The sequence below is a fragment of the Streptomyces exfoliatus genome (assembly GCF_000725545.1).
Lineage (GTDB): Bacteria > Actinomycetota > Actinomycetes > Streptomycetales > Streptomycetaceae > Streptomyces > Streptomyces exfoliatus.
On the sequence record NZ_JNZP01000011.1, the window covers coordinates 1 to 16,342 of the forward strand.

The following is a 16,342-nucleotide window of genomic DNA, read 5'->3' on the forward strand; positions in this document are numbered from 1 at the left end:
CCGCGTCAGCAACGCCGCCAACGCCGCGTGCACCACCATGAAGGGCGTCGCCCGGAACTCCCGCGCCAACTCCACCACCCGCCCGTGCACCCACGGCGGAACGGTGAAGGCGACGCGGCCGCCCCGGTGGGAGGGGGTGGCGGGGCGGGGCCGGTCGGCGGCCGGCGCCGCCTCCTGCGGCAGTCCGTCCAGGGTCCGGCGCCAGTAGCGCAGTTGCGCGGCGATCGGGCTGTCCGGGTCGTCCTCTGAGCCCAGTTCCTCGTGCTGCCACAGGGTGTAGTCGGCGTACTGCACGGGCAGTTCGGGCAGGTCCGGGGAGGTGCCGCGGCGCCGGGCCGCGTAGGCGGACGCCAGGTCGCGCACCAGGGGGCGGACCGACCAGCCGTCCATCGCGATGTGGTGGACGGCCAGCAGCAGGACGTGGGTGCGTTCGTCGAGGACGAAGAGGCGGGCGTGGAGCGGCGGCGCCTGGGCGAGGTCGAAGGGGCGGGCGGCCTCGGCCTCCAGGTCGGCCCGCAGGCGGTCCTCGGTGGTGGGGACCGCCTTCAGACCGGGCTCGGCGGCCCGGGGTGCGAGGACGATCTGGTGCGGGCCGTGCTCGTCCTCGGCGAAGACGGTGCGCAGGCTCTCGTGCCGGGCGACCACGTCCCCCAGCGCGGCCCGCAGCGCCGCCGCGTCCAGCGGACCGGTCAGCCGCAACGCCAGCGGGATGGTGTAGGTGGCGCTCGGCCCCTCGATCTGGTGGAGGAACCACAGGCGGCGCTGGGCGTACGAGAGCGGCAGCCGCTCGGGGCGCGGCACTGCGGGGCGCACCGCGCCGGGACCGCGTCCCGGGCCGTCGAGGTGGTCGGCCAACCGGGCCACCGTGGGGGCCTCGAAGAGCGCGTCGATGGCCACGTCCACGTCGAGCAGGGCCCTGATCCGGCTGATCACGACGATGGCCAGCAGGGAGTGGCCGCCCAGGGCGAAGAAGTCGTCGTCCACGCCGACCGCGGGCACGCCCAGCACGTCGGCGAAGAGCCCGCACAGGATCTCCTCGCGCGGGCTGCGCGGCAGCCGGCCCGCGGTGCGGGCCGGCTTGGCCTCCGGCGCCGGCAGCGCGCTCCGGTCGACCTTGCCGTTCACCGTCAGCGGCAGCCCGCCCTCCAGCACCACCAGTGCCGAGGGGACCATGTACTCGGGCAGCACCGCCCGCACCGCGTCCGACACCGCCTCCTCGTCGAGCGCGCCGTTTCCAGCGGCCGGTACGAGGTAGCCGACCAGGCGCTGGTCGCCCGGCTGGTCCTCGCGCAGCACCACCACCGCGCTGCCGACGGAGGGGCAGCCCTCCAGGGCGCGGGCGACCTCCGCGGTCTCGACGCGGAACCCGCGCAGTTTGACCTGGTCGTCGCTTCGGCCGACGTACTCCAGTTGGCCGTCGGACCGCCAGCGGACGAGGTCGCCGGTACGGTACATCCGCTCCCCCGGCCCCCCGAACGGGCAGGCCACGAACCGCTCGGCGGTCAGCCCCGGCCGGCCCAGATAGCCGCGGGCCACCCCCGTGCCGGAGACGTACAGTTCGCCGACCGCGCCCCCGGCGGGGACCGGGCACAGGCCGGGGCCGAGCACGTGGACCCGCACCCCGGCGAACGGGCGGCCGATGGGCACCGGTCCGTCGCCGACCGGTTCTCCCTTGGGCAGCCGGTACTCGGTGCAGTTGACCGTGAGTTCCGTCGGCCCGTAGGCGTTGACGACCTGGGCGGCGGGGTGGAGTTCGAGCCAGGGACGCAGCCGTCCACCGGTCAGCGCCTCGCCGCCGAGGATCAGGGTGCCCCCGTCCGTCAGGACTCCGGGCAGCTCGCTCAGCAGGGGCAGGTGGGAGGGCGTCGCCTTGACCAGGGTGGCCCCGGCGGCTCGGGCGGACTCGTCGAGTTCGCCCAGGCGCACGGCGCCGCCGGCGGCGAGCGGGGTGAGCAGGGTGGTGACGGTGAGGTCGAAGGCGAGCGAGGTGTGGGCCAGCGAGGTACCGGCCGCGTCAGGGTAGCGGCGGCGCGCGCCGCCGACGTACGCGCCCAGGGCGCCGTGGTCGATCACCACGCCCTTGGGGCGGCCGGTGGATCCGGAGGTGTAGAGGGCGTACGCGGCTCCGCCGGGCGCAAGGGGGCGTATCCGCTCGGCGTCGCTCAAGGCCTGGGCCCCGCGTGCGGCGAGGGCGGCCGGGTCCACGGGCAGCACCGCCGCCCCGATCTCCCGCGCGGCCCCGCTCCGGGCGCCCGTCGGGGCCACCACGAGCGCGGGACGGCAGTCCTCCAGGACCGTGCGGAGGCGTTCGGTCGGCCACTGCTCGTCCAGGGGGACGTAGGCGGTGCCCGACTTGAGGACGCCGAGCAGGACGGTGAGCACCTCGGGGCGGCGGGGGGCCAGCACGCCGACGTAGACGTCGGCGCCGCCGAGGGCTTCGGCGCCCTCGGCCAGCCACCGGGCGACGCCGTTCGCCTGCCGGTCCAGCTCGGCGTAGGTGAGGGTGCCGTCGGGCGAGATGACCGCCGGGGCGTCGGGGGTGCGGGCCGCCTGCTCCTCGAACAGCTCGACGTAGGTGCGCGGGGCGTCCTCCGGTGCGGCGCCGGTGCCCCACTCAAGGAGGCGGGCGCGCTCCTCGGCCCCGAGCAGGTCGAGCGTGCCGGCGGGGGCGAAGGGGCGGTCGACGGCCTCGGTCAGGGCGGCGATCACCCTCTCGCCCAGGGAGTGGGCCCAGTCCTCGCCGAAGAGGTCGGGGCGGTAGTCGATGCGGACGGTCAGCTCGGTCCCGCGCATGGCCCCGACCAGGGTGAGCGGGTAGTGGTTGCGGCTGTAACTGGCCGTGCCCGACGCGCGGAAGGGCGCCTGCCGGGCGGTGATCTCCGCCGGGTAGTTCTCGAACACCATGGTGGTGTCGAAGAGTTCGCTCAGCCCGCTCCAGCGGTGCAGGGTGGTGAGCGGGACGTGCTGGTGCTCCAGGAGTTCGAGCTGTTCCTTCTCCAGTCGCCGGACCAGTTCCATGAGGGGTTCGGCCGGGCGGAGGCGGACGCGCAGCGGGATCTTGTTCACCAGCATGCCGACCAGGTCCTCGGCGCCGGGAAGTTCCGCCGGGCGGCCGGAGACGGTGATGCCGAAGGTGACGTCCGAGCGGCCGGTCTCCTGGGCGAGGACGAGCGCCCAGACGGCCTGGACGACGGAGTTGAGGGTGACCCCGGCCTCGCGGGCGCGGGTCCGCAGTCGTGCGGAGACCTCCTCGGGCAGGTTCAGCCGCACCGACTCGGGGACTTCTCCGACGCGCGGCGCGCCGGGGGCGAGCAGGGTCGGCCCTTCCGTGTCCGCCAGCGCCCGCGTCCACGCCTCGCGCGCCGCCGCGAGGTCGCGTCCGGCCAGCCAGTCGGCGTGGAGGCGGTGACCGGGGGCCGGGGGCAGCGGGGCGCCTTCGTAGAGCGCGAGCAGTTCGCGCAGCAGGATGGGGATGGACCAGCCGTCCACGATCGTGTGGTGGGTGGTGATCACGAACTGGTACTGCTCGGGGGCGGTGCGGGCCAGGAGGAAGCGGACGAGCGGCGGGCGGGTGAGGTCGAACCGCTCGGTGCGTTCGGCCGCGGCCAGCTCCTCCAGCCGCCGCTGCGCGGAGCCGGCGTCCGCGGGCCCGCCGTGCGGGTCGAGCAGGTCGTGGAAGCGCCACGGCAGCTCCACCGAGCGGGCCACGGCCTGCACCCACGCGCCCGATTCCCGTTGGTGGAAGCCCGTCCGCAGGCTGGTGTGGCGGGCGAGCAGCGCGGCCGCGGCCGTCCGCAGGGCGTCCTGGTCGATCTCGCCGTCCAGGCGGAAGGCGAGCTGCCCGACGTAGACGTCCAGGGTGCGCCGGTCGTACACGCTGTGGAAGAGCAGGCCCTCCTGGAGGGGGGCGACCGGCAGGACGTCCTCGAGGGCGGTGCCGCAGCGGCGTTCGAGCTGTTCGATCTCCGCCTGGCCGAGGCCGGGGACGGCCACGTCGGAGGGGGTGAGGCCGCCCGCTCCGACGGCGGTGGCGTGGCCGACGACGGCGTGCAGCGCCAGCGACCAGGACCTCGTGAGGCGGCGCACTTCCTCCTCGGTGAGCAGGCCGGTGGCGTAGGTCCACCGGGTGATCAGCCGGGGCCCGTCCGGGCCCTCGGCCGTGACGACGTTGACCTCGATCTCGTGGTCGAGCGGGGTGTCCGGGTGGTGGCCCGCGGGGCCGCTGCCGAGCAGCGGCCAACCGTCCTCGCCCGCGCCCTGCTCGGCGGCGAATCGGCCGAGGTAGTTGAAGCCGAAGCGCGCTCGGGCGAGGCCGCGGAGGCGGGGGGCGGTGTCGGGGTTCAGGTGGCGCAGCAGGCCGTATCCCAGCCCTCCGTCGGGGACGGCGCGCAGTTGCTCCTTGATCCGCTTGATCGCGTCGCCGATGGCCGGGGCGCGCCCTGCGAGGTCGGCGGCGGTGACCTTCCCTGCGGCGAGCCGCACCGGGTGGACGGTGGTGAACCAGCCGACGGTGCGGGACAGGTCGGCCCCCGGAACGAGCTCCTCGGTCCGGCCGTGGCCCTCGAGGTCCACCAGGACCGGTTCGTTCTCCTCGCCCCGCCAGTGGGCGACGGCGAGGGCGAAGGCGGTCAGCAGCAGGTCGTTCACCCCGGCGCGGAAGGCCGCCGGGGCGGGGCCCAGCAGGGCGGTGGTGAGGGGTGCGGGCAGTTCGCCGCTGAGGACGGCGGAGGTGGCCGCGGTGTCCCGGGCCGCGTCAAGGGGGCGGCTGCCCGGTGCGGGGCCGTCGTGGGCGAGCGTGGCCGTCCAGTGGTCCAGTTGGGCGGTGACGGCCGGGTCGGTGGCCCGTTCGGTGAGCCGGGTGGCCCAGGTGCGCAGCGAGGTGCCCGTACGGGGGAGTTCGGGGCGGCGGCCGGCGCGCAGGGCCCGCCACGCCTCGCGGAGGTCGCCGAGCAGGATGCGCCAGGAGACGCCGTCGACGGCGAGGTGGTGGATCACCAGCACGAGCCGGCCCGGCTCGTCGCCCCGGTCGAACCAGACGGCGGCGACGAGGGCGCCGGCGAGGGGGTCGAGGGACGCGCGCGCGGTGACGGCCTCGGCGGCCTGGGCCGACGCCAGTTCCTCGTCGGACATCCCCGTCGCGTCGATCCGGCGCAGGCACCGCTCGGCCGCGACCGTGCCGGCCTTCTCCACCCGCAGGTCCCACAGGCGGCCGGGGTCGGCCGCCGGGGCGGCGTGGACGCGCAGCGCGTCGTGCCGGTCAAGGAGGGCCTGCAGCGCGTCGCGTACGTCGTCGGGTGCGGCGTCCGGCGGGGAGGCGAGGACGACCGACTGGTTGTATTCGTGGACCGGCCCGCCGGCCGCGAGGGTCTCGACGACCACAGGGAGCGGCGGCAGCGGTCCGACGGCGAGGGCGGGGTCCTCGTCGCGTGCGGCGTCGGTCCGGCGGGCGGCGGTGGCCAGGGCCGCGGGGGTCCGCAGCTCGAAGACCTGCCGCACGGTGAACTCCAGGCCGGCCCGGCGGGCGCTGCCGACCAGCTGGATGGAGAGGATGCTGTCGCCGCCCCGGCCGAAGAAGTCGTCGTCGATGCCGACGCTCCCGGCGCCGAGGACGTCCGCGAACAGCGCGCACAGCTCCCGTTCCAGGGCGGTGCGCGGTCGCCGGCCGGCGGGGAAGTCCGCGGGGTCGGGGGCCGGGAGCGCGGCCCGGTCCAGTTTGCCGCTGGCGTTGACGGGCAGTTCGCCGACGCGTACCAACGCGGACGGCACCAGGTGGTCGGGCAGCCGGTCGCGCAGGCGTGCCAGCGCCTCGGCGGGCCGGAGCAGGTCGTCGTCGGCGTCGGGCGCCCCGACGACGTACCCCACCAGTCTGCGGGTTCCGGGGGTGTCCTCGCGGACGGTCACGGCGGCGCTCGCGACGCCCTCCAGCTCCCGCAGGGCGGCCTCCACCTCGCCGGGCTCGATGCGGAACCCGCGGATCTTGACCTGTTCGTCGCCGCGGCCGACGCAGACCAGGTGGCCGTCGGGGAGCCACCGGGCCAGGTCGCCGGTGCGGTACATCCGCGCCCCCGGCCCGCCGAACGGGCAGGCCACGAACCGCTCGGCGGTCAGGGCGTGCTGCCCCAGATAGCCGCGGGCGACTCCGGGCCCGGCGATGTACAGCTCGCCCAGCACGCCGGGCGGGACCGGCTGCAGACCGGCGTCGAGGACGTGGGCCCGCCAGCGGGGCACGGGTCGGCCGATCGTGCCCGGCGGCAGGTCGCCCAGTGCGGTCACCACGGCGTCGACGGCGGTCTCGGTGGGGCCGTAGGTGTTCATCGCGGTCACGCGGGGGGCGGCCGCCCGCAGCCGCTCCCACAGCTCGCCGTCCATCGCCTCGCCGCCCAGGGCGATCAGCGAAGGGCAGGGGGAGCCCTCCTCCAGCAGCCCGGCGTCGAGCAGGCTGCGGAAGTAGGTGGGGGTGAGGTCGACGTAGTCGATGCGGCGTTCGCGGAAGTAGGCCACCACTCCCGGCGGGTCGAACCGCAGGTCCTCGTCGATCATGTGCAGTTCGTGGCCGGCGACCATCGCGAGCAGCGGGTCCCACGAGGCGTCGAAGGAGAAGGAGGAGACGTGGGCGGCGCGGCCGGGGCCGCCGGCGTCGGGGCGGATGCGGGAGAAGGTGACCCGGCGGTGTGCCTGAAGAAGCCTCGTCAGGGCCCGGTGGTCCACCACGACCCCCTTGGGCCTGCCGGTGGAGCCCGAGGTGTGGATGACGTATGCCGCGTGGCCGGGCAGGAGGGGCGCGGTGCGGTCGGCGTCGGTGACCGGGACCGGTTCCTGGGCGTCGATCGCGGCCCGGGTGTCCGGGTCGTCGAGGACGAGGACGGGGGCGGCGAGTTCGGCGACCGCGGCCTCGGTGGCGTGCTCTGCGAGGACGAGGAGGGGGGCGACGTCGCGTTCGACGGCGGCCAGGCGTTCGTGCGGGGAGCGCGGGTCCAGCGGTACGTAGGTCGCGCCGCTGCGCAGCACCGCCAGCACGGTCGTCGGCCACAGGGCGCCGCGGTCCAGGCAGACGGCGACGCGGACCTCGGGGCCGGCGCCTCGGGAGATCAGCAGCCGGGCCAGCCGGGAGACGCGGGCGTCGGCCTCGGCGAAGGTGAGCGCGACCGGGCCGCCGACGACGGCCAGCGCCTCGGGGGTGGCGGCCGCCTGGCGGGCGAAGGTGTCGCAGACCGGCTCCAGGCCCTCGTCGACCGCGTCGGACGGGAGTTCGGCGGCGGCGTCGGCCGGGGGCTCGACGGCCGGGGGCTCGACGGCGAACTCCTCCAGCACGCGCCGCCGTTCGTCGGCGGAGAGCAGGTCGATCGAGAGCAGCCGCGCCGCGGGGTCGGCCGTCCCGGCCTCCAGGAGGCGGACGAGGCGTTCCCCCAAACCGCGGACGGTGGCGGCGTCCAAGACGTCGGTGGAGTACTCGACGGTGCCGGCGATGCCGTCCGGGCGGCCGTCGGGGCCGCGCTTCTCCAGGAGGTCCAAGGACAGGTCGAACTTGGCCGCCCGCCACCCCGTGTCCAGGGGGGCGATCTCCAGACCGTCCAGGAGGGCCGTGTGATCGGTGGCGTGCTGGAGGCTCAGGCTCACCTGGAAGAGCGGGTGGCGGGCCAGGGAGCGCTCGGGGGCGAGCACCTCCACCAGCCGCTCGAACGGCACGTCCTGGTGGGCGTAGGCGTCCAGGGCGCATGCGCGGGCCCGTTCGACCAGTTCGTCGAAGGTCGGGTTCCCCGAGGTGTCGGTGCGCAGCACCAGGGTGTTGACGAAGAAGCCGATCAGCCCCTCCAGCGCCTCGTCGGTGCGTCCGGCCACCGGGGTGCCGAGGGGGATGTCCGTGCCCGCGCCGAGCCGGGACAGCAGGCCGGCCAGGGCCGCCTGCACCACCATGAAGGTGCTCGCGCCATGACGGGCGGCGAGCGCGGCGATCCGCTCGTGGGTCCGGGGCGGCAGGGCGAAGGGCACGGTGTCGCCGCGGTGGCCGGCGATCGGCGGGCGGGGACGGTCCAGTGGCAGCTCGATGGCGTCCGGCAGGCCCGCGAGCCGCTGCTTCCAGTACGCCGTCTGGCGGCTGAGCAGGCTCTCGGGGTCGTCCTCCGAGCCGAGGAGTTCACGCTGCCAGAGGGTGTAGTCGCCGTACTGGACGGGGAGTTCCTCCCAGCGCGGGGCGTGCCCGGCGCCGCGGGCTGCGTAGGCGGTGGCGAGGTCGCGTGCGAGCGGGGTGCGCGACCAGCCGTCGCTGGCGATGTGGTGGATCACCAGGCAGAGCACGTGCTCCCGCTCGCCGAGCACGAACAGCTTCGCCCTGATCGGGACTTCGCGGGCCAGGTCGAAGGCGTGGCCGGCCTCGTGGGCCAGGGCGGCGGGCAGCTCGTCCTCGGTGGACCGGGTGACGGCCAGCTCGACGGCGGTCTCGGCGGCGGGCAGGACGTGCTGCCGGGCGCCGTCGCCGGTGTCGGGAAAGACGGTGCGGAGCGTCTCGTGGCGCCGTACGACGTCGCGCAGGGCTTCGCGCAGCGCGGGGACGTCCAGCGCGCCGGTCATCCGCAGCGCCGTGGGGATGTTGTACGTGGAGCTGGGGCCGTCCATCGTGTGGAGGAACCACAGCCGCTGCTGGGCCAGGGAGAGGGGAAGCATCACAAGTCCTCCGACCGCGACATCCGTCGCAACGCGGGGCGGGTGTCAGGGCGGCCGGTCCGCAGCCGGGCCGCCAGCGCGGCGACCGTTCGCGCTTCGAACACGGTCCGTACGTCCAGTTCTTCGGCGAGTTCGGCCCGGATGCGGTTGACCAGCCGGGTGGCGAGCAGGGAGTGGCCGCCGAGTGCGAAGAAGTCGTCCTCGGCGCCGACCTCGGGCAGGCCCAGGACGTCGGCGTAGATCCGGCACAGGGTCCGCTCGCGCTCGTCGCGCGGCGGGCGGCCGCCCGTCGAGCGGTGGGCGGGGGCGGGGAGTGCGCGCCGGTCGAGCTTGCCGTGGGGCGTGGTGGGCAGTTCGTCGAGGACCACGACGGCGGAGGGCACCATGTAGTCGGGCAGGGTGCGGGCCACCGCGCCGCGCAGTTCGTCCTCGTGCGGGCGGGCTCCCGCCGCCGGGACCACGTAGCCGGTCAGCCGCCGGTCGCCCGGACGGTCCTCCCGGACGACGGCGACCGCGCGGGCGACCGACTCTTCGGCGGCCAGGGCGCGCGCCACCTCGGGGAGTTCTATCCGGAAGCCACGCAGCTTCACCTGCTCGTCCGTTCGGCCCACGTACTCCAGTTCGCCACCGGGCAGGCGGCGGACGAGGTCGCCTGTGCGGTACATCCGCTCCCCCGGCTCCCCGAACGGGCAGGCCACGAACCGCTCGGCGGTCAGGGCGTGCTGCCCCAGGTAGCCGCGGGCCACTCCGGGCCCGGCGACGTACAGCTCCCCGGCCACGCCCGGCGGCACGGGGGCCAGCCCCGTGTCGAGCACCATCGCGCGGACGCCGGCGAACGGGCGGCCGATCGGCACCGGCCCGTCCGGCACCGGGTCGCCGGGGGCGATGCGGTGCTCGGCGCAGTTGACCGTCAGCTCCGTGGGGCCGTAGGCGTTGACGACCTCGGCGTGCGGGTGGGCGGCCCGCCAGTCGCGCAGGGCCCGCCCGTCGAGCGCTTCACCGCCTAGTACCAGGGTGCCCTTCTCCCCCAGCAGTCCGGGACGCCGGTCCAGCAGCGGCAGGTGGGACGGCGTCGCCTTGACGAAGCCCACCGGGTGGGTGTCCGCCGCCCGGTCCACCTCCCCCAGCACGACGCAGCCGCCCGAGGCGAGAGGGGTGAACAGGGCGGTGGCGCTGAGGTCGAAGGTCAGCGGCGAGTGGAGCAGGGCCGTTGCCGCCGCGTCCGGGTAGCGGTGGACGGCCCCTTCCACGTAGTGCGCCAGTGCCCGCCGCTCCACGCCCACGCCCTTGGGGCGCCCGGTGGAGCCGGAGGTGTAGATGACGTACGCGAGCGAGCGCGGGTGGCTCCGCCCGGCCGGAAGGGCGGGGCCGCCGGTGGCGCGGAAGGCCGGGTCCGCGAGGCCGAGGACTTCGGTGTCCGGTCCGCAGGAGGGTCCGAAGGCGGTCCGGGCGGCGCCGGTGTCCCCTGCCGCCAGGAGCAGGCGCGCCCCGGCGTCGGCGGTCACCCGCCGCCGCCGTTCGAGCGGCCACGTCTCGTCGATCGGGAGGTAGGCGGCGCCGGACTTGAGCACCCCGAGGAGTGCGGCCACCACGTCGGGGTCGCGCGGGGCGACGACCGCGACCACGTCATCGGGCCCGATGGAGCGCCCGAGGAGCACACGGGCCACCGCGTCCGCCTTCCGGTCCAGCTCGGCGTAGGTCAGCCGGCCGCCGTCCCACCGCAGGGCGGGGGCGTCGGGGGCGGTCGCCGCCCACCTCTCGAAGCGGGCCAGGGGTTCGTCCGCGCCTCCCGCCGTGCCCGGTCCGCGGCTGTGCTCCAGCTCGCGCCGCGCCTCGCCGGGCAGGAGCACGTCCACCCGCCCCACGGGGGTGGCGGGGGCGGCGAGCACCTGGTCCAGCACCCGCAGCAGCCGGTCCACGAGCCGCTGCGCGGTCGCGCGGTCGAAGAGGTCGGCGCTGTAGGTGAGGACTCCGGGCATGTCGCCGCCCTCCGGTCCGCTCGGGGCAAGCACGAAGGACAGGTCGACCTTCGCGCCGTCGCGCCGGGTGCGGACCGCTTCGGCGCGCAGTCCGGGCAGTCCGTCCACCGACGCCGCCGCCTCGTCGAGGTTCTGCAGGACGAGGGAGACCTGGAAGAGGGGGTGGCGGGCCAGGGAGCGCTCGGGGGCGAGCACCTCCACCAGCCGCTCGAAGGGCACGTCCTGGTGGGCGTAGGCGTCAAGCGCGGTGGCGCGGACCCGGCCCAGGAGTTGGGCGAAGGTGGGCGAGCCGCTCAGGTCCGTGCGCAGGACCAGGGTGTTGACGAAGAGTCCGACGACCCCCTCCACCGCGCTGTCGGTGCGCCCGGCGACCGGGGTGCCGAGGGGGATGTCCGCACCCGCCCCCAGGCGGTGCAGCAGGACCGCCAGCGCGGCCTGGAGGACCATGAAGGGCGTGGCGCCGGTGGTTCCCGCCAGCTCCCTGATCCGTGCGGTCGCGGCGGCGGGGACGGTGAAGTCCACGTCCCCGCCCCGGTGGGAGGAGGCGGCCGGGCGCGGCCGGTCGGCCGGCAGGGCGATCTCCTGCGGCAGGCCGGCCAACTGCCGCTGCCAGTGGGCGAGCTGGTCGTCGAGCGGGCCGCCGTCCGCGTCGGGGCCGCCGAGCACCCGGTGCTGCCAGAGGGTGTGGTCGACGTAGTCGACGGGGATCGGGGCAGGCACGAAGTCCTCGCCGCGCACGCGGGCGGCGTAGGCGGCGGCCACGTCCCGCGCGATGATCCGCAGCGACCATCCGTCGGCCGCGATGTGGTGCACCACCAGCAGGAACAGGTGCTCTTCCGGCTCGTGGCCCGCGCGGGGGTCCGCCGGGTCCGCGGACCGGGTGAACAGCCTGCACCGCAGGGGCGGTCCGGCCGTCAGGTCGAAGGGCTCGGCCACCGCCTCCTCCGCCGCCCGCAGCGGGTCCTCGACCGGCTCCGGGGCCAGGGTGATCAGCCGGGCGGCCGTCGAGGCGTCCTGGACGACCTGGCGGGGGCCCTCGGCGTCCTCGTCGAAGACGGTGCGCAGGCTTCCGTGCCGGACGACCGCGTCGGTGATGGCGCCGCGCAGCGCGGCCGTGTCGAGGGGTCCGGTGAGGCGGAGCGCGAGCGGGACGTGGTAGGCGGCGCTGTGGCCCTGGAGGCGGTGGAGGAACCACAGCCGCCGCTGGGCGAACGAGAGGGGGATGCGGTCGGGCCGCTCGTGGACGCGGGAGACCGGCGGCCGGGCCGCCCCGGCACGGGCGATTCTGGCGTACAGGGCGGCCACCGTGGGGTGTTCGAAGAGGTCCCGCACCGCCAGTTCGGCTCCGAGGGTGGTGCGCACCCTGCTGACCAGGCGGGTGGCGAGCAGCGAGTGGCCGCCCAGTGCGAAGAAGTCGTCGTCGATGCCGGCCGGGCGTACGCCGAGCACGTCGGCGAACAGGCCGAGCAGGATCGTCTCGTGCGGGCCTCGGGGGGCGCGCGCCCGCGTGGCGTCGCTCCGGTCCGGCGGGGGCGGCAGCGCGGCGCGGTCACGTTTGCCGTTGGCGGTCAGCGGCAGCTCGTCAAGCACCACCAGCGCCGAGGGCACCATGTAGGAGGGCGCCTTGCGTCGTACGTGGTCCAGCACCGCGGCCGTGTCGGGCGTCGTTCCGCGGGGAACGACGTAGCCCACCAGGCGCGGTCCCGCGGGCCCGCCGTCGTGCACGGCGGCGGCCGCCTGTCCGACGTCCGGGTGGGAGGCCAGCACGGCCTCCACCTCCCCCAGCTCGACCCGGTGGCCGCGCACCTTCACCTGGCCGTCGGCCCGGCCGACCAGGTCGATCTCCCCGTCGGGGCGGAACCGCCCGAGGTCGCCGCTGCGGTACATGCGGGCGCCCGGTGCGCCGAAGGGGTCGGCGACGTAGCGTTCGGCGGTCGTGTCCGGGCGCTGCCAGTAGCCGCGGGTGACGTGGTCCCCGGCGATGTACAGCTCCCCCACGACTCCGTCCGGCACGGGGCGGAGCCAGGGGTCGAGGATGTGGATGCGCACGCCGGGCAGCGGGCGGCCGATGGGTGGCGCGCCGTCCTCGGTCTCGTCCAGGAACCGGGCGGTGACGAAGACGGTCGTCTCGGTCGGGCCGTAGAGGTTGGCCACGCGGGCGCGCGGGAACGCGGCGCGCAGGGCTTGGGCCAGCGAGGCGGGGAGGGGTTCGCCGGCGCAGAGGAAGGTGTCGACGGCGAGCGGCTCGCCGCGCTCAAGGAGTGCCTGCAGGGCCGAGGGGACGGCGTTCAGGAGCGAGGGTTCGCCGCCGGTCCTGTCGGCGACGGCCAGGGTGTTCTCCACGATCTCGATGCGGCCGCCGGTGAGCAGCGGGACGAGGGTGTCGAAGACCGACACGTCGAAGCTCTCCGAGGTGGCGGCCACGGTCCGGTGCAGCCGGTCGGCGCCGAGTCCGGTGGCGGCCCAGGACAGCAGGGCGCTCACCTGGGCGTGTTCGACCGCGACCCCCTTGGGCCGGCCGCTGGAGCCGGAGGTGTGGAGGATGTAGGCGAGGTGACCGGGCAGCAGCGGCCCGGCCCGTTCGGCGTCGGTCGGTGCGGCCGGGTCGTACGGGGCCAGGAGTGCTTCGGTCAGGACGACGCGCTCGACACCGCCCGGCGTGGTATCGGGTCGGTCGTGCGCCTCGGGGTCGGTGCGCCGGGTCCGGGCGGCCTCGGCGTCGGGGTCGGTGAGCAGGCAGACCGGCGCGGTCTCGCGGAGGATGTGGGCGGCGCGCTCCTGCGGCAGCGCGGCGCCCACGGGGACGTAGCAGCCGCCCGCCTTGAGGATGCCGAGGACGGCGACGGGCAGCCAGGCGTTCCGGGAGACGGTGAGGGCCACCCGGCTCTCGGGTCCGACCCCTCGCTCCAGAAGCAGGCGCGCCAGCTGGTTCGCGCGGGCGTCGAGTTCGGCGTAGGTCAGCTCCTGGCCGCCGGCGAGGACGGCGGGGGCCGCGGGAGTCGCGCGCGCCCGCGCCTGGAACGCGTCCACGATCGTGGTCGGGGGGCTCTGTGGTGCGGCGCGGTGTGCGGGCGGGCGCACCGCCCGTTCCGTCGCGGGGGTGCCGGCGAGCGCGGCGGTCGGGGTGGCGGGGGCGCTGTGGATGGCGGTCAAGGCGCGTTCCATCAGGTCCGCCGCGTGGCGTGCGGTGACGCGGTCCACGGCGTCGGGGCGGTGGTCCAGGCGCAGGCGGAGCGCCGGGCCGGGGAGCGCGTAGAGGGAGAGGGGGAAGTGTGTGGTGGTGCGGCCGGAGCCTCCCTCGACGCGCAGGCCCGCGTGGTCGGAGGAGCTGACGGCGGCGAGGTCGTCGGCGGGGTAGTTCTCGAACGCGGTGGAGGTGTCGAAGAGCACGGTCCGGTCGGACCAGCGCTGGATGTCGGAGAGCCTGACGTGCTGGTGCTCCATGAGGGCGGTCTGCTCGCGCTGGAGCCGGACGACGAGGTCGCCGACCGGCTCGCCCGGCCGCATCCGCACGCGCGTCGGCACGGTGTTGATGAAGAAGCCGACCATCTCCTCGGCGCCGGGCAGTTCCGGCGGCCGCCCCGAGACGGTCGTCCCGAAGACGACGTCGTCGCGGCCGGTGAGGCGGCCGATCACGGTCGCCCAGGCGGCCTGCACCGCCGAGTTCACCGTCACGCCGCGGGCCCGCGCCCACGCGCTGAGGGCGCGGGTGTCCCGCTCGCCGAGCCGGGTCCACACCGACCTGGGCAGCGGGCCGTTGCGGTCGGCGTCCGGGGCGATCAGGGTGGGGCCGGGCAGCCCCGCCAGCGCCTGCCGCCAGGCGCGGGCGCTCTGCTCTGGCGGGCGGCGGGCCAGCCAGTCGAGGTGGTCGCGGTGCGGTCGGACGGGCGGGAGCGCGGAGGGGTCGCCGCCGCTGCCGTACAGCGCGACCAGTTCGCGCATCAGGATGGGCATGGACCAGCCGTCGAGGATGAGGTGGTGGTAGGTCACGGCCAACTGGTGGCGGTCCTCGCCGGTCCTGGCCAGCAGGAAGCGCAGCAGGGGCGGTCGGCCGAGGTCGAACCCGGTGCGGTGGTGCTCGTCCAGAAGCGCCTCCAGGTGCTTGTCCGCCTCCGCCGGGCTCCCCACGGGCCGCAGGTCCAGCTCCTGCCAGGGCACCGCGGGACGGGTGGCGACCAGTTGGAACCACTCCCCCGAGCGCCGCTGGCGGAAGGCCGAGCGCAGCGCCGGGTGGCGTGCCACCAGCGCCTGGGCGGCCCGTCGCAGCCGGTCGGCGTCCAGCTCTCCGGAGAGGGTCAGGACCAGTCGGCTGACGTAGGCGTCGGGGACGTTCTCGTCGAAGACCGCGTGGAAGAGCAGCCCCTCCTGGAGCGGGGTGACCGCGAGGACCTCCTCGACCATGCGCTGCGGACCGCTCACTGCATCTCCTCCCAGTCCGCGCCGAGCTCGTCCTCCAGCTCGGCGAGTTCATCGACGCTGATGGGCCGCGGGGCGGTGGCGCCGGGATCCGGCAGGTCGCCGGTCGGTCCGCGCTCCGGTTCCCTGCCTTCCAGGGCCGCCGCGAGCGCGGCCGCGGTGTGGTGCTCGAAGACGTCGCGGGTGGTCAGCGCCAGCCCGTGTTCGCGGGCGCGGCTGACGAGCCGGACGGACAGGACGCTGTCGCCGCCCAGGCCGAAGAAGCTGTCCTGGACTCCGACCCGGCCCAGGCCCAGCAGGTCGGCGAAGAGCGTGCACAGCAGCTTCTCCCGGGGCGTGCGCGGCGGCCGGCTGCCGGCCGTGCCCGCCGGGTCGGGGTCGGGCAGCGCGGTCCGGTCCACCTTCCCGTTGGCGGTCAGCGGGAGGGCGTCGAGGACGACGACGGCCGAGGGGACCATGTAGTCCGGGAGCCGTTCGGCCAGGTGGGAGCGGAGTGCGGCGGCCAGTTCGCGGTGGTGGGACCCGGCGGACGGGTCGTTCGTTTCCGGCCGGTCCGCGTCCGGCTCGCCGGGCCACAGCTCGGCCGGTGGCGCCACCGGGGCCGCGCCGTTCCCGTCCGCCGGGGCCAGCACCAGGTCCACGGTGTCCGGCGGGCCCTCGGCCGACCAGGTCACCCAGGCGGTGCGTCCGGCCGCGGCCGCGGCGTCGTATAGGTCCTCCGGATCCGCTCCGTCGGCGGGGCCTTCCAGCAGCCGCCGCACGGCGGTGACCGGTCGCCCGTCCTCCAGGGCGGCGAGGGCGGCGGTCTCGCGCCGCACGCGGGCGTTGGGGATCGCGGTGACGCGCAGCGCGTCGGGGTGCGCCGCGCAGATCTCGGCCAGCCGCGTCAGGTCGCCGACCTCCGGCGCCCAGCGCAGCTCGGTGGCCGGGGGCGCGGCGGGGGGCGCGGTTCCGGCCTCCGGTTTGGCCAGCAGGACGTCGTAGCGGTAGCGCGTCAGCTCGTTGTACGGCTTTCCGCGCCGGACGCGTACGTCCAGGAGGAGCGGTTCGCCGACCTCCCGCCGCAGCCGCGCGAAGTAGTCGGGGGCGATGACGAGTTCGTTCTCCGCGGCGGTCCTGCGGCCCGTGGCGGCCAGCACCGCGGCGGGGGTTTCGGAGACGGCGGCGTTGGCGGTCTCCACCGAGGCGCGGAAGGCTCGCAGGAGCGCCAGGTTGCGGACGTCGCCGACGAAGAGCCGCCCGCCGGGGGCGAGCAGGTCGAGCGCGCCGCGCAGCACGCGGGTGAG

Annotated in this window: 3 protein-coding genes (1 of these 3 cut by a window edge); all 3 read right to left on the bottom strand. The window is 75.9% G+C overall.

Annotation, left to right across the window (positions count from 1 at the left end):
* Positions 1 to 8,661, bottom strand: an 8,661-nt coding sequence (locus IO20_RS36475) for a non-ribosomal peptide synthetase (RefSeq protein WP_037635379.1), incomplete at its 3' end; no start/stop codon positions are given.
* On the bottom strand, positions 8,661 to 15,059 hold the full coding sequence (locus tag IO20_RS36480; protein ID WP_051874969.1) for a non-ribosomal peptide synthetase: 6,399 nt from the start codon (positions 15,057 to 15,059) through the stop codon (positions 8,661 to 8,663). The genes IO20_RS36480 and IO20_RS36475, both read right to left, overlap by 1 nt.
* On the bottom strand, positions 15,056 to 16,342 hold the final stretch of the coding sequence (locus tag IO20_RS0113330; protein ID WP_078946255.1) for a non-ribosomal peptide synthetase. It continues 17,574 nt past the right edge of the window; 1,287 of the gene's 18,861 nt are visible here — the last part of the coding sequence; its start codon lies off the right edge, out of view; it ends in the stop codon at positions 15,056 to 15,058. The genes IO20_RS36480 and IO20_RS0113330 overlap by 4 nt, the downstream gene beginning before the upstream one ends.